Source organism: uncultured Algimonas sp. (genome assembly GCF_947498175.1).
Classification (GTDB): Bacteria; Pseudomonadota; Alphaproteobacteria; order Caulobacterales; family Maricaulaceae; genus Litorimonas.
This window is the reverse complement of the sequence record NZ_CANMJB010000015.1, coordinates 1-17,314: the sequence shown is the minus strand read 5'-3', so window position 1 is coordinate 17,314 and position 17,314 is coordinate 1. Positions and strand designations below refer to the sequence as shown.

Annotated in this window: 15 protein-coding genes and 1 tRNA gene; 5 read left to right on the top strand and 11 right to left on the bottom strand. The window is 62.1% G+C overall.

Translation table 11 applies throughout. The features are described from left to right. Nucleotides 1–40: 40 nt before the first annotated feature. Nucleotides 41–2,605 (top strand): hypothetical protein, encoded by a 2,565-nt coding sequence (locus Q0718_RS13170; RefSeq protein WP_298918875.1) that lies wholly within the window; start codon nt 41–43, stop codon nt 2,603–2,605. Between the two features lie 29 nt (nt 2,606–2,634). On the opposite strand, the gene Q0718_RS13165 is transcribed toward Q0718_RS13170, so the two are convergent. Continuing rightward, complete coding sequence (locus Q0718_RS13165) at nt 2,635–4,236, bottom strand: HAMP domain-containing sensor histidine kinase (RefSeq protein ID WP_298918873.1); 1,602 nt, start codon at nt 4,234–4,236, stop codon at nt 2,635–2,637. Between the two features lie 182 nt (nt 4,237–4,418). Here Q0718_RS13165 and Q0718_RS13160 point away from each other — a divergent pair, with 182 nt between their 5' ends. After that, complete coding sequence (locus Q0718_RS13160) at nt 4,419–4,841, top strand: SufE family protein (protein WP_366523894.1); 423 nt, start codon at nt 4,419–4,421, stop codon at nt 4,839–4,841. Nucleotides 4,842–4,856: 15 nt separating this feature from the next. Here Q0718_RS13160 and Q0718_RS13155 read toward each other — a convergent pair whose 3' ends face one another. The 6 genes from Q0718_RS13155 to raiA form a co-directional block, all read right to left on the bottom strand. Then, a complete protein-coding gene (locus Q0718_RS13155; protein ID WP_298918867.1) occupies nt 4,857–5,018 on the bottom strand; it encodes a hypothetical protein in 162 nt (53 codons plus the stop codon). Between the two features lie 50 nt (nt 5,019–5,068). After that, nucleotides 5,069–5,632 (bottom strand): HNH endonuclease, encoded by a 564-nt coding sequence (locus tag Q0718_RS13150; RefSeq protein ID WP_298918936.1) that lies wholly within the window; start codon nt 5,630–5,632, stop codon nt 5,069–5,071. A gap of 201 nt (nt 5,633–5,833) precedes the next feature. Continuing rightward, nucleotides 5,834–7,300 (bottom strand): Ppx/GppA phosphatase family protein, encoded by a 1,467-nt coding sequence (locus Q0718_RS13145; RefSeq protein ID WP_298918864.1) that lies wholly within the window; start codon nt 7,298–7,300, stop codon nt 5,834–5,836. A gap of 58 nt (nt 7,301–7,358) precedes the next feature. Further along, nucleotides 7,359–9,500: an RNA degradosome polyphosphate kinase gene (locus Q0718_RS13140; RefSeq protein ID WP_298918861.1), complete on the bottom strand. Its 2,142-nt coding sequence runs from the start codon at nt 9,498–9,500 to the stop codon at nt 7,359–7,361. 131 nt (nt 9,501–9,631) lie between these two features. Then, complete coding sequence (locus tag Q0718_RS13135) at nt 9,632–10,111, bottom strand: PTS sugar transporter subunit IIA (protein WP_298918858.1); 480 nt, start codon at nt 10,109–10,111, stop codon at nt 9,632–9,634. 175 nt (nt 10,112–10,286) lie between these two features. Then, a complete protein-coding gene (gene raiA / locus Q0718_RS13130; protein WP_298918854.1) occupies nt 10,287–10,868 on the bottom strand; it encodes a ribosome-associated translation inhibitor RaiA in 582 nt (193 codons plus the stop codon). A gap of 137 nt (nt 10,869–11,005) precedes the next feature. Here raiA and Q0718_RS13125 point away from each other — a divergent pair, with 137 nt between their 5' ends. After that, nucleotides 11,006–11,812 (top strand): hypothetical protein, encoded by an 807-nt coding sequence (locus Q0718_RS13125; protein WP_298918851.1) that lies wholly within the window; start codon nt 11,006–11,008, stop codon nt 11,810–11,812. Here Q0718_RS13125 and Q0718_RS13120 read toward each other — a convergent pair. From Q0718_RS13120 to Q0718_RS13105, 4 genes are read right to left on the bottom strand one after another with little or no spacing between them, the layout of a single operon-like run. Beyond that, nucleotides 11,809–12,294, bottom strand: a complete 486-nt coding sequence (locus tag Q0718_RS13120; RefSeq protein WP_298918848.1) for a DUF805 domain-containing protein — start codon at nt 12,292–12,294, stop codon at nt 11,809–11,811. The two genes, Q0718_RS13125 and Q0718_RS13120, sit on opposite strands and share 4 nt — an antisense overlap. A gap of 7 nt (nt 12,295–12,301) precedes the next feature. After that, nucleotides 12,302–12,802 carry a DUF805 domain-containing protein gene (locus Q0718_RS13115; RefSeq protein ID WP_298918845.1) on the bottom strand — a complete coding sequence of 167 codons (501 nt, stop codon included), beginning with the start codon at nt 12,800–12,802 and terminating at the stop codon, nt 12,302–12,304. 2 nt (nt 12,803–12,804) lie between these two features. Then, nucleotides 12,805–14,523 carry a methionine--tRNA ligase gene (gene metG / locus Q0718_RS13110; protein ID WP_298918842.1) on the bottom strand — a complete coding sequence of 573 codons (1,719 nt, stop codon included), beginning with the start codon at nt 14,521–14,523 and terminating at the stop codon, nt 12,805–12,807. A gap of 52 nt (nt 14,524–14,575) precedes the next feature. Beyond that, the gene (locus Q0718_RS13105; protein WP_298918839.1) at nt 14,576–15,337 is read right to left on the bottom strand and encodes a CPBP family intramembrane glutamic endopeptidase; all 762 of its coding nucleotides are present in this window, start codon (nt 15,335–15,337) and stop codon (nt 14,576–14,578) included. 119 nt (nt 15,338–15,456) lie between these two features. Here Q0718_RS13105 and Q0718_RS13100 point away from each other — a divergent pair. Together Q0718_RS13100 and Q0718_RS13095 are read left to right on the top strand one after the other, a co-directional pair. Next, nucleotides 15,457–15,532: transfer RNA gene (locus tag Q0718_RS13100), tRNA-Thr, on the top strand. Nucleotides 15,533–15,628: 96 nt separating this feature from the next. Further along, a complete protein-coding gene (locus tag Q0718_RS13095; protein WP_366523893.1) occupies nt 15,629–16,990 on the top strand; it encodes a DUF6538 domain-containing protein in 1,362 nt (453 codons plus the stop codon). The last annotated feature ends 324 nt before the right edge of the window (nt 16,991–17,314 follow it).

Sequence of the window (17,314 nt, the reverse complement as noted above, 5' to 3'; positions counted from 1 at the left end):
TCCTGCATCGGCACCGCGTGGCACGGCGCTTGCTTCGTGAATGTCCGTTTCGTCCAAAGGGTCCGTCAGCCGCATGAACCGCATCATCGTCCGGAGCCTGCTTATCAGTTCCGTGGCCTGGCTGCCACTCTCGGCTTGGCCCTGCCTGGCCCAAAGCCCGGGCCTGGCACAGCAGGACAACACCGTCATCATGCCGGAAAGCATGCTGATGGAGAACGGCCTTTCCGATCCGGAAGACGCGGCGGACATTCTGTCGGTCGATCCGGCACAGGCACCGGCACCGACCCCGCGCCGCTACACCGTGTCGCTACAGGATGCGACGCAGAGTCGTTCCTCCAGGATGCTGGACTGGCGCACGCCGCACGCGGATCTGCATTTCGATCTATTGAATGCCGACGAGATCACCGATCTGTCCGTCACGCTCTCCGCCGATCCTCTAGCCGGCGTGGATCCCGCCAATCCGCTGATGCTGCAATTCAATGGCGGGACTCCCATCGAAATCGATGCGAAGGGGTTGGCGCTCGATCAGACCATAGTCCTGGATCCCACCCGCGCCCGCGCGAACGGCAACCGGCTGCAACTGTCCTATGCGACGCGCTGTGACGCCCCCTCGGGCGGCTATGTCGTCAATCTGTCCAGGTCCGGTCTCGATATAGGCGCCCTGCCCGGCACGGGGCCGCGGGCATTGGGCGAGGTCGAGGCCCGCCTGTCGAACCCTGCTTTCGCACCCGCACGCGTCGGATTGGTCTCGGGCGGGGCCGACCAGACGAAACTCCAGGCCTTGGCTGCGCAAGGCGTTGGCCTGCGCATGGATGACATACCGGATTTCGTTCTGGGCGCCGGCGATGCCGATTTCGACCTCGTCATGGTCCGTCGCGATCAGTTGGCGACCTACACGCAAGACGATGCGGTTCTGTACGGGCAAGGATCGCAAATTGCCTTGTCGCGGACCGAAGCGGACCGCTTGTTCCTGACGGGCGACACGGACGCGGAAGTCATGGCGGCGGTCCGGGCCTTTGCCACGGCCTTCCTTCCGGATGATGCACGGTCCGCCGTCTCGGCCGAAGATGTTCTTCAGCAAAGCCCGCTGGACGTGGATCGGCGCCTGATCGCGGGTGCGGCCCCGCTGGACATGCTATCCGTCCAGACCGGGCTGCATCGCGACTATTATTTCGACGTCGCCGATCCGGCCACCAGCCAGGGCGAAGTGCTGTTGCGATTGCGCCGCGACGACCAAACCCGCAAGGGCGCACGCCTGTCCGCGACGTTGAACGGCGTCGATCTGGGTCAGGCACGCCTGCAGGGACGCCGGATGACCGTGTCCTATCCGATCGGGCCGGGTGTTCTCAGGGGGTCGGGCAACCGCCTGGAACTGGAAACGCACGACGCCGACATGCGGCCCCGATGCGACGCCAGTCCGCCTTTCATCGCCATTTCCGAAGGCTCCGAGTTACGCCTATCCGCCAAGGTGGCGACCGCACCCAGCGGCCTGTCCCGCTTGGCTGCGGACGGCACCTTGTTCGGCCGCGACGGCGGGTCGGACACGATGCTCGTTCTGCCCGAACGCGATCTCGACTTCATGACGGCGCTCGCTGTCGTGGCGCAGCTGGCGCGAGCCAGCGGAAAGGGCTGGGTCGATGCCCGGTTCGAGCGCGCTCCGACCGACCCGGTGACGGACTGCCATGTGCTGAACATCGTCCCTTACGCCGACATCGGACGCGATGTCCGTCTCGCGGCACCGCGAGGCCTGCAGAACGCATGGCGGGTCCTGGACGATGGCGCCGCACCCGCTTCGCAGCCCGCCACCCTCTTTGCCAGCCTGGACGGACAGCAGGCGATGCTGGAAGCGGCCCGGACCCTGCCCGGTCCGGATGAGGCCCCAATGGGAGGAGTCGCTGCCCTGTACCCGGATGCGGATGGGCGCTTGATCGGCATCATCTCCAATACGCCGCACAGCCGTTTCGCCGATGCGGTCCGGCCGCTCGTCAAGGACGGCCACTGGAACAATCTGGCCGGCGCGGTCGCGCGATGGGACGACCAGGACATCGTCACGTTGCAGGCCGTTCGGCCCATGCCGGTTTTGCCTGCGCTTGCGCCCGTTGAAGAACATGTCGCCCAGCCTTCGTCCCTTCTGGACCCGGTAGCGGCCTTGGGCCTGTCTCTTCAGGACATCTCCCTCCCTGACATGAAGCCCCCTCGAACCGACTTCGAACCGGCCCGCCGATGGATCGCCGATGTGTGGGGAATTGTGTCGCAATCCGTGCAGGAACGAAGCGCGACCCTGCAGACCGAAGCCGTTCCAGCAGCCATTTCGGGCAGTCTGGAAATTACTGGACGGATCCGGAACAGCGAGGCCGTGAGGCGCATCCGCAGGGCCGGTCCGTATATAGGAAACCGTTTCCAGACCGCTGGCGATGCGGCCGTGCGAGCTCGGACCGCTTTGTGGCGGCGCCTGGACATCCCGGCACCGGAACGCGTGTCCGCTGGCGTGGGTCAGGTACAGGTCTTGCCAGCCGCGTTGGGGGTCGGGTTGCTGTTCTTCCTGGTCCTGGTCGGATTGGCATTTGCGTCGGCTCCCGTCGCAAAACCGGAAAAGCCGAGGTAATCCTCACACTTGTCTAGCGCCGATCTTCCTCAGCCGTCGATCATCAGAGGCGGCACATGGATGCGGGCATCGGTACCGCCCTCTATCCGGTTGCGGATCACCAACCGCCCGCCATGCAGCTCGGCCAGGATACGAACCAGCGATAAGCCCAGACCCGAACCGCGCGCTTCGGTTTCCTGACCCGAACTTCCCTGTGAGAACGGTTCACCGGCGCGAGCGATGTCTGCATCGCTCATCCCCGGCCCCTCGTCCAGAACGGCCAGCATCATGCCGCCGTCTTCGGGACGCGCCTTGATGATGATCGTGCCGCCGCGCGGCGAGAACTTCACGGCATTGGAAAGCAGGTTCAGCAGGATCTGCCGCATCGCCTTGCGGTCGGCCGTGACGAGCAACGGGTCGTCTTCTGGAACGTCGATTTGGATCCCGACTTCGGCCGAATCGGCGGACGGCCGGATCATCTTCACAGAACTGCGCACCACGTCCGCCATGTCGAACGTGTCGGACACGAGCGTGTACTTCCCGGCTTCGACCTTGGACAGATCGAGCACGTCCCCGATCAAATCGAGCATGTACTGGCCGCTATCGTGGATGAGATCCGCATACTCGGCGTATTTTCCCGGAAGGGGACCGAACAGGCGGGACCGCATCATGTCTGAAAACCCGATGATCGCATTCAGCGGCGTGCGCAGCTCATGGCTGACACCGGCGAAGAACAACGTCTTTTCGGCGGCTTCGCGTTCGGCCACCGTCTGCAGACGGCGGAACGTTTCGAGCTGCTCCGCATCTTCCGTGCGGTCGATCGCATGGAGGATCACGCCGCCGCCATCCGTTGGCGCGACGTTCAGGTCCAGACTGCTGAACCCGTCTTCGTCTGAGGCGGTCACGCGCACGACGGACGGTCGGCCGGTCCGACCGGCCAGCTCCGCCGTCTCGCACAGCCTGTTCCCGGGCTCACCTGCCAGAACAGTGTCCAGGCGGACCGCGCGCGGATCCTTAATGCCGAACCGGTCGAGCGCGTCTGCATTGGCGGCCGTCATCCGCCCATCGGCATCGAACTTCAACACGCTTCCCGCAAGGCCGTCCGCCCAATCGTTGGTGGTGGCGACGGACCGGGCTTCACCATCGCGCGCCTGGGTGCCGGCGATCATGGACGCGACCGTCAGGGCCAGCGTCCCGGCCGTGCCCAGCACCGCCAGCACGCCTACAGCGGACTCCGCCAGGGGCGAGCCGTCAAAGTCCATCAGCGTCAGCGACAGCAATGTCGCGATCAACGCCAGAGCGGCGAGCACGAGCGCTTCCACGACCCGTTCGCGCGTGAACAGCATGGCGATGGCAGGGATGCACAGGAAGGTGATCGCAATCGGGAACAGTCCGCCGATCAGCGTCACCATGACCGCGAAACCGGTCCAGAGCGACAGCAGGACAACCTGGGACCAGGTCCGGTGCAAGGCCGGCATCAGCAATAGCGACAGCAAGGCGGGCAACGCCAGTCCGACGGCGATCTTGCCGATGGGATCGACCGCGCCGGTCGCGTAGATGGCAACGGCCGCCCCGGCGATCATCACGACCAGCCAGATCAGCATCGGGCCCATCAGTCGCGGCCCCAGCGACATGTCGGCGACTCGGTTCATGAAACTTCGCTCATGGATCTTCACTAACGCGAAACATTGACCTTGAAAGGCCGAGTTACAGGAATTTCGCCAACCCCTTCGCGCGTGAGGGGAGATTTCCGGCGCCGCACAACCGCTCAGTGTCTCGTCGCATGCGCTTGCGGGGGCTCAAGACGCGCCCTATCTGCGCAAGAATGAGCGAAATGCAAAACTGGCCCGACGATGTCGCCGACCTGATCGAGGACTTCGCCTTCCTGGACGGGTGGGAGGAGCGCTACATGCACGTCATCGATCTGGGCAAGGCGATGGAGCCGTTGCCCGCTTCCGAGCAAACCGAGGCCAACAAGGTACGCGGTTGCGCGTCGCAGGTCTGGTTGGCGAGCCAGCGTAATGATGCGGGGCATCTCGTCTTTCGCGGCGATTCCGACGCCCATATCGTGCGGGGACTGGTGGCTATCGCCACACAGGTCTTTTCGAACAAGCCCGACACGACGATCCGGGACCTGGACGCGGACGGCCTGTTCGACGCGCTCGGACTGTCCGAACATCTGTCGAGCCAGCGCGCCAACGGCCTGCGTAGCATGGTGGCCCGGATCAAGCGCGAAGCGGGTGCCGCGATCGCTTGAGCCTTGGAACGGGCTCTAACGTTTCTTCGGCCAGTCTTTCGACACGCGCACGATCATGTCGATGCCGAGGACAGCGATCAGGCCGGCCATCACGGCGAAGACCGGATGGCGTAGCGCGTAGAGGCTCATGAGCCCGATCGCGATGCCGAGCAGAATGGCGTAAGGGTGTATCCTCATGCGTATGACCTTGGGACTGCACGCGCCCGTGTCAAGCGCGGCGGCCCGCCTCACCCTCTCAATTCGACATCCCAATAAAGATAGTCGAGCCAGCTATCATGCAGATAGTTGGGCGGAAAACGCCGCCCTTGCGTTTGCAGCTGGTGCATGGTGGGACGGCGCGGTTTGATACGCGGATGCATGCGCGCCTCCTTGGGGTGACGCCCGCCCTTCTTGAGGTTGCAGGACGAACAGGCCGCGACGATGTTCGACCAGCTGGTCTTGCCGCCCAGTCGGCGCGGCAGGACGTGGTCGAAGGTCAATTCGTCCGGGGAGCCGCAATAGACGCATTTGAACCCGTCGCGCAGGAACAGGTTGAACCGCGTGAAGGCCGGATTGCGATTTTGCGGAACGTAGTCCTTCAGCGCCACGACGGACGGCATCTGCATTTCGAAGTTCGGGCTGCGGACGCATTGTTCGTAGTGATCGACCACATTCACACGGTCGAGGAACACGGCTTTGATCGCGTCCTGCCAAGACCAGAGGGACAACGGGAAATAGGATAGGGGCTGATAGTCCGCATTCAGGATGAGGCAGGGATAGTTTCCCTGACTGACCGGAACAGCGGCGGCGATGTCTTTATAAGCGATCGGTGACGCGCTCACAGGCGGCCTCCCACGGTGGTTGGCCGGAATTCCGTGCGGTCATGTGCGGCGGTCAGACTGAAAGCTCAGGACTCCGTTTACGATTCGCATCCCGAATGTCGCGGAAAAACCGGTGGCTGGCAAGGCACAGCTCCATGACGGTTTCGTCGCGCTTCCGTCATCGAAACCCGCTCAGGCTGCACCTCTCTCGACACAGTGATCGAGGCCGAGCCGGTCCGCCAGTTTTCTCAGGCGGAATTCGACCTGCTCCGTCAGCAGCGCAGGCACGTCGCTACCGAGGCGGACGGTGCCGTTGTCATGGGTCAGCTTCAGCGCACCGACCAGATCCGGCGTTCGCCCCGTCGCCACGATGGCCAGACGGATCGCCGCGCCGAGCGCTTCTGCCGCTGCGACCTGGGTGTCCGTCAGCAGCAGATCCACCGCATCGCTGTTGGGCGGTGTGCGGCTGCGTGTCGCGGACCGGAACAGGGTCAGGGCCAGCCAGACGCGCTGCGGGTGGGACAAGCCCGAAATCGGTGCGTAGAGCACGTCTTCGAACACCAGTTCGGCCCGGTAGTCCGGATGGAGGTTCTTGCCGAGACCGGCCAGCAGGCAAGCGGCGTGCCGCAAGCGCCGATCCGCCTCCGCCCCGAACGCCTCCGGCACCGCATCGGCGACCGCGTCGGTGAATTGCATCAGAGGCGGACCGAAAAGTTCGGATTGCAGCAAACCCGACGCGAAGTCGCGGCATCCGTCCAGCAACGCATCGCGCGATTGGACCGCGGGCGGCAGATGGTCGAACACCATGCCTTCGCGCAACCCTGTCAGCGACACCTCGACCCGTCGCGGTTGCAAGACCCGGATCAACCGTTCGAGCAACAGACCCGAATAGGGCAGGGTTTCCGCACGGCGCTGCCTCAGACCCGGCCAGTCGAACAACGCCTCGCGGCCCTCATTATAGGCCCACCGCGCGAGCAGTGACGCATCGAGCGTATCGAGCGCATAATTCTGCATGGTCTTCAGCGGGTAGAGCGAGCGCGTCATGTGGATGGCGGTCAGGTTCCGCCATGCCCCGCCGATCAGGTAGAGCGTATCAGTGTCCCACAAGATGTCCGGCAACGCCGCGAGCGCTTTGTCGATCGACGGGATGAGGGCCGGATAATCGGCATCGCGCAGGTCCGGACCCACCGCATCGAACGGGCCGAGCGGCAAGGACCGGCGCTTGCCCGGTGTCCGGCCGTCGATGCGGATCAACTCCAACGACGCACCGCCCAGGTCAGCGGCCAAGCCGCGCGCTGCCGGATCGCCTGCCAGCAAACCTAAAGCGGAAAGGCGCGCTTCTTCCTTGCCGGATATAGGGGCGACCTCCAGTCCGGTCTGCTTGCGGATTTGCTCGATGAAGTCGGGCGCGTCATCGGCTTCGCGCATGGCGGCAGTGGCGCCGACCAGCAATTGCGTCAGTCCGCGCGCATCGGCAATGGCCTTGAACCGATCGAGGCTGGTCAAGGCGAGCGCCTTGCCATCTTCGGACAGGCGCCCCGTCTTCTTCAGTTCACGGCCAAGGCCCGCCAGAACCTTTTCGTTGTAGACGGGGGTGAAGTGCGAGCCGTAGATTTCATAGACGACGAAGCGGATCGAGTTGGATCCGATATCGAGCACGCCTGCCTGTCTGGGGCCGGTCTGCGGAACGTTGAACGGATCGGTCAGGCGGACAACCTCAGGACACCAGCCGCGGCGTAAAGCGCGGCGGGTCGGGCAATTCGGCCGGGCGTGATTTCTCCAGCGCTTCGCCCCGTCCCGACAGAGACGGGTTGTCCATGAAATATTGGTGCGCGGAAAACGGGATTTCGCCCTCCTGCAGTTTCCGTCGGACATATTTGCCTGACGCCTGGAGGTCCCAGCTATTCGTATTGTCCATCAGGTTCGCCACCATGATCTGGTCCAGCACCTGATCGTGAACGGTCGGGCTTTCGATCGGGACCAGCGTTTCGATGCGGCGGTCCAGATTGCGCGGCATCCAGTCGGCGGAGCTCATGAACAGCTTGGCATTATGAGATGGCAATTCGTGCCCGTTTCCGAAAGCCACGATGCGCGAGTGTTCCAGATAGCGGCCAACGATCGATTTGACGTTGATGGTCTCCGACAGACCTTTCACACCCGGCCTCAGGCAACAGATGCCGCGCACGACCAGGTCGATCGGGACGCCGGCCCGGCTGGCTTCGTAGAGCTTGTCGATTATGCCTTGGTCCACCAGCGCGTTCATCTTCGCCCAGATGCCGGATGGGCGGCCCGCTTTGGCGTTGGCGATCTCCGCATCGATGTGGACATAGAGCGCATCGCGCAGCCCGTGCGGAGCCAGAACGAGCTTCTGCAGGTCGCGCGGACGGGACGAGCTGGTGACGAAGTTGAACAGCTTGCCGACATCCGAACCGATGACCGGATCGGCGGTGAACAGGGCCAGATCCGTGTAGATCTTGGCGTTGAGCGCGTGGTAATTGCCCGTGCCGAGATGGGTGTAGGTCTGCAACGTCTCCCCTTCCCGGCGGATGACGAGGCTGACCTTGGCATGGGTCTTGAAACCGAGCAGGCCGTAGACGACCTGCACGCCGGCCCGTTCGAGATCGCGGGCGAACTTCAGGTTGGTCGCCTCGTCGAACCGGGCCTGGATCTCGACTAACGCCGTGACGCTTTTACCGGACTCCGCCGCATCGATCAGGGCGCGCACGATCGGGCTGTCATCGGATGTGCGGTAAAGCGTCTGCTTGATGACGACCACGTCCGGATCGCGTGCCGCCTGGCGCAGGAACTGGATGACGACGTCGAATTCCTCGTAGGGATGGTGAACGAGAATGTCCTTGGCCGCGATGGCCGCGAAATGGTTGCCGTCCAAATCACGGATGCGTTCGGGGAAGCGCGCCGTAAAGGGCGGGAACAGCAGGTCGTGCCGCCCATTGTCGATCAGACCCTTGAGGTCAACCATGCCGAGATATTTAGCCTCCTGGATGTCTTCGTCCCAGCACTCGAAGCTTTCGATCAGGAAGTGACGCAGATCCGGTTCGATGCCTTCATTGAGTTCCAGCCGGATCACCCGCCCGCGGCGGCGTTCCTTGAGCAGGAATTCGAAATGCTGGACGAGGTCTTCGGCCTCCTCGTCGATGGCGATGTCGCTGTCGCGCGTGATGCGGAACAGTCCCTGGCTGTCGATGTCGGAGTCAGGGAACAGATCGGGCAGGAAATGACCGATCACATCCTCCATCATGACATAGTCGCGTTTCTTGGATCCGGCGGCGAGCTGCAGGAAGCGCGGCAGGTGCGCCGGGATCGGCACCAGGCCGAACGCGCTGTCGTCGGGCGCCGCCCGATGGGTCAACGAGGCGGCCAGACCCAGCGACAGATTGGACAGGAATGGAAACGGATGCGCCGCATCCACGGCGAGCGGCGACAAGAGCGGAAGGATCTGCGTTTCGAACCGCTCATGCAGGTCCGTTTTGGCCTCATCGTCCAGATCGGCGACGCGCGAGACCACGATCTTCTTGCTGGCCAGTTCCGAGCGCAAGGTCACCCAGCATCGTTCCTGCGCCTCGATCAGGCGGTCCACCTGTTTGGCTATCTTGTCCAGCTGCCGTTCAGGGGTCAGCCCGTCGAAACTGGGCGCGTTCATCCCGGCCAGCATCTGCGTTCTGAGCCCGGCGACGCGGACCATGTAGAACTCATCGAGGTTCGAAGCCGAGATCGACAGGAAGCGCAACCGTTCCAGCAAAGGCACCGACTTGTTCCGGGCTTCCTCCATCACGCGCGTGTTGAACTGCAACCAGGAAAGCTCCCGGTTGAAATAAAGCGGATTGGGCGTTCGCGGCATGGCTTGGCCTATGCCAAGCGGCAAGGTCCGCGTCTAGACGATCCGCTTGTCCGAAGGTGATTTCTCTTAGGGGCGGCGCCCTGTCAGGCAGTTTGCCGGGCCGCAGCGCTTACTCAAGCCGCGCCACTTACTCAAGCCGCGGCGCTGGCCGTTTCGTCGGCCAGGATGGCATAGAGCGCTTCGGCGTTCGGCGCGGCGCGAAGACGCTGCCGAGTTTCCTGACGGCGCAATAGTCGCGACACGCGCGCCAGCGCGCGCAGATGCGCGCCGCCGCAATCGGCCGGGGCCAGCAGGAAGCAGACCAGATCGACCGGACGGCCGTCTACCGCGTCGAAGTCCAGTGGCTCGGACAGGCGCGCAAAGGCGGCAACGACGCGGTTCATACCCTCGATTCGGGCATGGGGCAGCGCAACGCCATTGCCCACGCCAGTCGATCCCAGACGTTCGCGTTCCGTCGCGGCCGCGACCACGTCGCGGCAAACGATGCCCTTGTCGGACAGGCCATGCGCGTCGATCAGGCGCACAGCGATATCTCGGAACAGCTGTTTGGGGCTGCTCGCGGCAAGATCGCAAATCATGGTATCGGCGCTGAACAGGGCGCTTTCGGTCATAACGGGTCTCAAAGGGTCCGGCCGGTGAAAGTCTGGGCCGATGCGGTTCGGTCAACGAGTCCGCGGCACACCGATGGAAAACGGGCAGGTCGCGGAAATCGAGGCGCCCCATACAGCCGAACACCGGCCGGGACAAGCCCGCCCCTCAGAACATGGCGGACAAGCAAGGGGATCTTCAGGATTTATCCTTCGGGTCGATCCAGCCGATATGGCCGTCCGGGCGCTTGTAGACGACATTCAGCCCGCCATGCCGGGAATTGTGGAAAACCACGACACCGGAATCGGCCAAGCCGACTTCCAGTGCGGCCATGCCTGGCGTCAAGGTCCGGATTTGCCCCGTCTTTTCGGCGATCACCATCGGCTCGTCGGAAATCGGGGCGTCATCATCGCCGTCATCGTCGGCCGTGTCGGACACGGGATTGCTCAGCACGAACAGGGCTGCCTCCTTGGCCTTGGCCTTCTGGCTGTGATCTTTCAGGCGACGCTTGTAGCGGCGCAGGCGTTTCTCGACATGCTCCAGCGCTTCGTCGGATGCCGGATAGGCTTCCTGCGCCCGCCCTTCACCTTCGAAAGTCGACCCGCTGGGCAGATGCACCGAAACGACGGTCTTGAAGCCCGTCCCTTCGCGCGTGACGGAGACTTGCGCGTCCCCTTCCCGGTGTATGTATTTATCCATCATCTCTTCGAGCCGGTCCGAGATGCGCTCTTCCAGCGCTTTGGAGACATCGATGCCTTTGGAAACGATCTGGATCTGCATACATAACCTTTCTTCGCAATAGGGGCGCCGACCTTAGCACGCGACAAGGGGGCGCGGGCAACAATCAAACTGCATCGCATTGATGTCGGGGATTCGAATATGGACCGTTTGTCGCGCATATGCGTAACGAAGGTATGATGCACGCATCCGCCAAAGCCTCGGACTATATCCGGCAGAGTGCGAACCTCGTCTTGGCACCAGCCATGTGGGGGCTGTCTTCACTCGGTTTCTTCTCCGATACCGCGCGCACGGCCGGTGAATTTTCCGACATGAGCGCAAATCTGCTGGTTCCGCCGGGCCCTGCCTTCGCCATCTGGTTTCCCATCTTCGTCGGCGTGATTGCCTATGGAGTCCTCCAGGCTTTGCCGCGCAACAGGACTCGACCCGTTTTCCGCGCGGTCGGTGGCTGGACGGCGGTCGGTTTCCTGCACATCTGCGGCTGGGCGCTCATCACGGCCTATGCCCCGGCGGAGTCGGTGCAATGGGGAACGGCTCTGATATTCATTCCGGCCGTCGCGGCCTTCATCGTCGCGACTGTCAGATTCGCCCGCTTCATCAACGACGTGACGGCGGTGGAGCGCCTCATGAGCTGGGTGCCGATAAGCCTGATCGCCGGGTGGTGCAGCCTGGCCGTCTTCCTCAACTGGACGCCGATCGCTTATGAGGCGTTCGCGGGCGGCTCGGCAGACGTGATGTCCAGCCTGCTGATCCTGGCAGCGGCGCTCGGACTGGTCGTCGCCGTTTGCCGTGCCGCCGCCTGCAACAAGGTCTATATCTTGCCGGTGGTCTGGGGACTGGCCTGGCTGGCGGGCCGGCATTTGCTGGGCACGCCGGAAGTGCCCGTCATCGGGTGGGCCTCACTTGCCGGGATCCTGCTTCTCATCGCCTCGGCCTTGTTGCGGCCGCGCGTGCCGATTTCGGGCTATGACCGCCGCATGGGTTAGGGTCCAGGATCGTCCCAGAGGCTGCGCGGGTCTGAGCCGTAACGATTGTCGCCGGCTGTTCCCGGGAAGGACAACCAGACATATTCGACAATAGGGGCCAGCATGATGAATCCGCTCAACCCAAAAAAGACAAGATGGAACCAGCCAGGCTTGTCCATGTCGTGGAACCTGCGCCACGAGACGGACAAATCCGGAATGAACGTCAGAACGCCGAAGACGATCGCGAAAATCAGGGCGAAAAGCGACAAGGACGGTAGCGGACCGATATCCAGATCTTCGAGGGATCTCGTACCGGCCGTGAGCCATTCCAACAATATTTGCGACTTCTCGGCTCCCAGACCGGTGAAAAACAGGAACATCAGCACGAGATTGACCGTCACCACGAGCAAGCGCGGCCACCAATAATCCGACCGGCTCGACCGGCCCTTGAAATCCAGACCCTTGCGAATCCAGTCATAGATGGCGACATTCGGCGGTGTCATCGGGCGCTCATGCGTAGAACACGTCGGAATCGTCGTATTTCGGGCTCGGCCCATAACGGTTCTCGTGCGGGTCGGAGTCACGGACCAGTAGGACCAAGACATAAATCAGGGATCCGAAGAAACAAAGCATTCCTGAAACGGCGACGATCGCAGCCGTGCTTCCCTCCCCTTCGATGCCAAGTGTGATGACTCCGGCCAGTAGCCAGAGCAGGGTCGCGTAAGGCAGCAAGATCCACCAACCCGACTTTCCAATATCGTGCAGGCGTCGCCATCCGAGCGCCAGACCCGGGATCAGCACGATCAAGCTGAACACGCTTGAGAACCATTCCTGGTTGTTCTCTCCCCCTGCGAAAAACGCGGAATCGAGCGCGCTGAATCCGAGCCCGCCAAGAACAGTGAAAAGCATGAACCACCAATATTCCGAGCGTCGCGCCCGATCGCGAAAGTTGAAGTAATTCCGAAATCCGAGGCCGATCGCCTCGATGAAACCGATCCCGCGCGCTTGCATGCCTATTCCCCGCCCCCTTCGAACCGCTCGGTCCACTCCGCAATATCCGTATCCTCGATCTTGGCGAAGAGCATGTCGGGCGCCGCGACGGCATGCCCGGCCGGCAAGGCATCAGCCCAGCCATCGAAGTCCCATCTTCTGCGGTCATCCGGCACGCCTAGCGCATCCAGGATCTTCGATGCAGCCCGCGGAATGACGGGTTGCGCAATCACGCCGAAAAGAGCCGCGAGATTTAATCCCATACGCACGCCGACCGCAGCCTGATCCGGATCCGCCTTGTAGTGCGTCCACGGGGCGGCACGCGTCAGATATTCATTACCCGCCGCCCAGATCGCCCGCATTTCAGCGAATGCCTTGCGGAATTCGCGGGCATCGAAATGCGCGATCATCATTGGCAGTCTATGGCCGATCTCGGCGATGACCCAATCCTCATGCCCGCCAGAGACGCCGCCTTCCGGCACGACGCCATCGAACTTGGATCCGGCATATTTCGTGATGCGGTTGACGAAGTTTCCGAGCACGTTGGCCAGGTCGGAATTGACGGATGTTTGGAACTCTTCCCAGGTGAACGCCGCGTCCGAGCCTTCCGGCGCATTGGCCATGAGGTGCCAGCGCCAGGCATCGCTCGGAGCCAGATCGATCGCCTGATCCATGAACACGCCGCGCTTCTGGGACGTCGAGAACTTGCCGCCATACCAGGTCACCCAATTGAAGGCCTTGAGCGTATCCACCAGCTTCCACGGCTCGCCAGATCCCATCAGGGTCGTGGGGAAACTCAACGTGTGGAAGGCGACATTGTCCTTGCCCATGAACTGGACATATTCGACATCGTCTGCGCCTTGGTCCGTTCGCCACCAGCGTCCCCAATCGCCGCTCGTCTCAGACGCCCAGTCCTGCGTCGCCCCGATATAGGCGATGGGCGCGTCGAACCAGACATAATAGACCTTGCCGTCAAACCCGGGACGCGGATCGCCGTTTTCGTCCACGACCGGAATGCCCCATTCGAGATCGCGCGTGATGGAACGGTCGCGCAGCCCTTCGTCCAGCCACTTCAGGGCGATAGAGGTGGCAAGCGGCGGCCAGCTCGTCTGGCCTTCGACCCAGTCTCGCAATCGGCCGCTCATCTCCGACTGTTTCAGGTAGAGATGTTCGGTCTCGCGTATCTCGACGTCTCGGGATCCCGATACCGCGCTGTAGGGATCGATCAGATCGACCGGGTCGAGGAGCTTTCCGCAATTGTCGCATTGGTCCCCCCGAGCTTTCTCAAACCCGCAATTGGGGCACGTGCCCTCGACATAGCGGTCCGGCAGGTAGCGCCCGTCCGCATTGGAATAGACCTGTTTGGAGGTCCGCGCCTCGATCAATCCGTTGCGTTCCAGAACGCTCGAAAAGTGCTGGGTGAGCGCCGCCGTCGCGTCGCCGGACGAGCGTCCGAACCAGTCATAGGACAGATCGAAGGCCGCGCCGGCCTCGCATTGCGCCTCATACATGCGGTCGCAATAGACCTTAACCGACAGACCCGCTTCGGCCGCGGCGAGTTCCGCTGGCGTGCCGTGTTCGTCCGTGGCGCAGATATACAGCACTTCATGGCCCAGAAGCCGCTGAACCCGGGCATAGATGTCGGCTGGCAACATCGAACCAGCCAGATTGCCAAGATGCTTGACCCCATTGATGTAAGGCAGCGCCGAGGTGATCAGGATGCGTTTCGGTGTGTCGCTCATGGCCGGGCGTCTAGGCAGGTCGCGCGCGTGCGGCAAGAGCGCGATGCGCCGCTCAATGAAGGACCGGAACGAGGGCGGCGCTTTCGACAGGGGTCAGTGCCATCGCGGTCAGGAACAGGCCGATCAGCACCAAGTTGTAGAGCGCATGGAAGATCATGGCCGCGAACAGACCGAACCGCATGCGCACATAGCCGAGCACCAGCCCGACCAGGGCCTGCGGCAGAACCGCAATGAGCATCACGGGCGAGGACAGGCCGCCATCGAAATTCGTCAAGTGCAGCAATCCGAAAAGCATGGCCGACCCATAGAATGCCGCTGGGAACAATCGCCAACGCGCCGCTTTCTGTTCCGAAACGGACAGACGCAGGAACCGTCTGGCGACGCCGTAGATAAGTGCCGACAAGCCTCCGGCCATGGCCAGTGCCGTCATGGCCGGAATGCCTACCGCCACAGCCATTGAGACGGCATAGAACGATAGCAGAACGGGCAGTCCGATAATGCAGGCGCGGCGTCCGCCGAGCCAGCTTCGAAACAACAACTCTTCGACGATCGGCGCGAGTATGACGCCGTAGAACAGAAGTTGTGCGGGGTTCTCGCGTCCGACCGTGTCATTGATGTTTTCAGGAACGTCGCCCAGCACACCCGAGACGACCGCTCCGACCATGCTGCTGACCAGAAGCATGACGGCCAGGCTCAGGAACAAAAGCTGCGTCAGATGCCGAAGCGCCTCCTCGCCCACCGGGTCGCGGCCGGCTGGAAAATAAGGCCGGCGCACATAGCGCATCATCGCAGGAATGGAGTAGGCCGTGCTCATGAAGCGTCCGCGCTACATCCGGCCCGCCGACGCTGCAACCGCCATGACCGACTTATCTGAACAACCCACCTTGCCCCGCCCCGCAATCCCCCCTAAAGCCCCGCCGCTACCCTTGGAGCGCCCCTATAGCTCAGCTGGTAGAGCACCTGATTTGTAATCAGGGGGTCCGCGGTTCGAGTCCGTGTGGGGGCACCATTTTCCGGCATCACGAACCGGTCAAGTTACTGAAATCACTACGGGTTTCCTCAACGAAACTTCTCCAACCTCCGATTTCTTCGACTTGTGTGCCACATGACGTGCTACATCGTGTGCTACATTATGCCTGTTTTGAAACGGCTGAACCAATACCTCAAATGCCGGGATGGCTTCTGGAGCTACAACCGGCGCGTTCCCCTCGCATACCGAGAAATCGACACTCGCGGGACCATCCGGAAAGCCTTGGCGACAAGTTCGATAGAAGTAGCGAGAGCGCGTCGGGATGCTCTGGCGGCTGCTGACAATGCGTTCTGGAAGTCCCTGTCCGGAGGAGACACGTCTGCGCGAAACGCCTACGAGGCCGCACGCTCTCGGGCGATGTCCAAGGGGATGATCTACATTCCTGCCGACGACCTAGCGAATGACGCAAGCTTGGAGGAGATCATCAAGCGCTTAAGAGCCATCGACATCTCGGCTCCATCCGCGACTGCCGAGGCGGATGCACTTCTGGGCTTGGCAAAGCCTGCAGCGCCTACAATCAGTCAAGCGTTCAAGATCTACTGCGCTACGATCTGTGCTGTCGACAACAAGGGTAAGTCGGCGGCACAGCTTCGCAATTGGACAAAGGTCAAGCAGAGAGCGGTCAACAACTTCGTATCGCTCTGCGGCGACCTACCTATGGATCAAATTACCCGCGCGCATGCCAAGCAGGTGTTCGACTGGTGGAGCGGTCGCGTCAATCCGACCGATGGCTCGAAGCCGAGGCACGCAAACAGCGCCAACAAAGACTTCACCAACCTTCGGACACTCTACGAAAAGTTCTGGGCCTATCAGGGTGACGAAAGCCGCGACAATCCGTTCCGCAACCTGCGCTTTAAGAACGTTGTCTATAAGGACGTCCCGCCCTTCGAACCTAATTGGATCGTCAATCGCATACTCGCACCCGGTGCGCTGGATAGCCTGAACGAGCAAGCGCGGTGCATTTTCTACAGCCTGATTGAAACGGGTTGTCGTCCGAGCGAGATCGCGAATCTTCGCGCCGAACACATCATGCTGGATCACGAGGTGCCGCACCTTCGACTTCGGCCGCAACACAACCGCGCATTGAAGTCGAAGTCGGCAAGCCGCGATGTGCCACTTCTCGGCATCTCGCTGCAGGCCATGCGTCTTAATCCTGATGGCTTTCCGCGCTACCGCGACAAGAGCGATCTGCTTTCGGCAACCCTGACGAAGGCTTTCAAAGCACGCGGCCTATTCCCCACCGAAGAGCACCGAATCTACTCAATTCGTCACTCATTCGAGAAACGAATGTTGGAAGCTGATCTGGACTACGCACTTAGGTGCAAACTGATAGGGCATTACAACAACCGACCGGAGTATGGCGATGGAGGGTCCTTAGCATTCCGCCGCGATCAGCTGCTGAAGATCGTCTTTGATGACAGTCAGCTAAAGCTCTGACGATGTCGATCCAGCCGCGACCTGCGGCTGGTTCTTTGTTCGAGTTCGCGCTCTAGTCGGTCGAAGAGTGGCCAAGCTGCTTCGCTATGGTTTTCGATGATCCAGGTGAGCTTTGACAATGAAGTCTCAATATCTCGGTCTGTGACGGCGTCAGACTGTTTCGATGAATTTCCTGATGACATATTCCATCATAGTGACTTCGAGGGAAAATCTCGCTCAGGCAATAAGAGGCCTTCCAAGGCAGAAAGCACCGGGGATGTGTCGCACCGGGGATGTGTCGCACCGGGGATGTGTCGCACCGGGGATGTGTCGCACCGGGGATGT

What these genes read in the sequence shown, in the direction of transcription:
- Q0718_RS13140 (WP_298918861.1), bottom strand. Translation starts at nt 9,500, where the DNA reads ATGCCGCGAACGCCCAATCCGCTTTATTTCAACCGGGAGCTTTCCTGG.
- Q0718_RS13095 (WP_366523893.1), top strand. Translation starts at nt 15,629, where the DNA reads ATGACGTGCTACATCGTGTGCTACATTATGCCTGTTTTGAAACGGCTG.
- Q0718_RS13105 (WP_298918839.1), bottom strand. Translation starts at nt 15,337, where the DNA reads ATGAGCACGGCCTACTCCATTCCTGCGATGATGCGCTATGTGCGCCGG.
- Q0718_RS13155 (WP_298918867.1), bottom strand. Translation starts at nt 5,018, where the DNA reads ATGAGGATACACCCTTACGCCATTCTGCTCGGCATCGCGATCGGGCTC.
- Q0718_RS13165 (WP_298918873.1), bottom strand. Translation starts at nt 4,236, where the DNA reads ATGAACCGAGTCGCCGACATGTCGCTGGGGCCGCGACTGATGGGCCCG.
- Q0718_RS13125 (WP_298918851.1), top strand. Translation starts at nt 11,006, where the DNA reads ATGCACGCATCCGCCAAAGCCTCGGACTATATCCGGCAGAGTGCGAAC.
- Q0718_RS13135 (WP_298918858.1), bottom strand. Translation starts at nt 10,111, where the DNA reads ATGACCGAAAGCGCCCTGTTCAGCGCCGATACCATGATTTGCGATCTT.
- Q0718_RS13170 (WP_298918875.1), top strand. Translation starts at nt 41, where the DNA reads ATGTCCGTTTCGTCCAAAGGGTCCGTCAGCCGCATGAACCGCATCATC.
- Q0718_RS13160 (WP_366523894.1), top strand. Translation starts at nt 4,419, where the DNA reads ATGCAAAACTGGCCCGACGATGTCGCCGACCTGATCGAGGACTTCGCC.
- Q0718_RS13120 (WP_298918848.1), bottom strand. Translation starts at nt 12,294, where the DNA reads ATGACACCGCCGAATGTCGCCATCTATGACTGGATTCGCAAGGGTCTG.
- raiA (WP_298918854.1), bottom strand. Translation starts at nt 10,868, where the DNA reads ATGCAGATCCAGATCGTTTCCAAAGGCATCGATGTCTCCAAAGCGCTG.
- Q0718_RS13115 (WP_298918845.1), bottom strand. Translation starts at nt 12,802, where the DNA reads ATGCAAGCGCGCGGGATCGGTTTCATCGAGGCGATCGGCCTCGGATTT.
- metG (WP_298918842.1), bottom strand. Translation starts at nt 14,523, where the DNA reads ATGAGCGACACACCGAAACGCATCCTGATCACCTCGGCGCTGCCTTAC.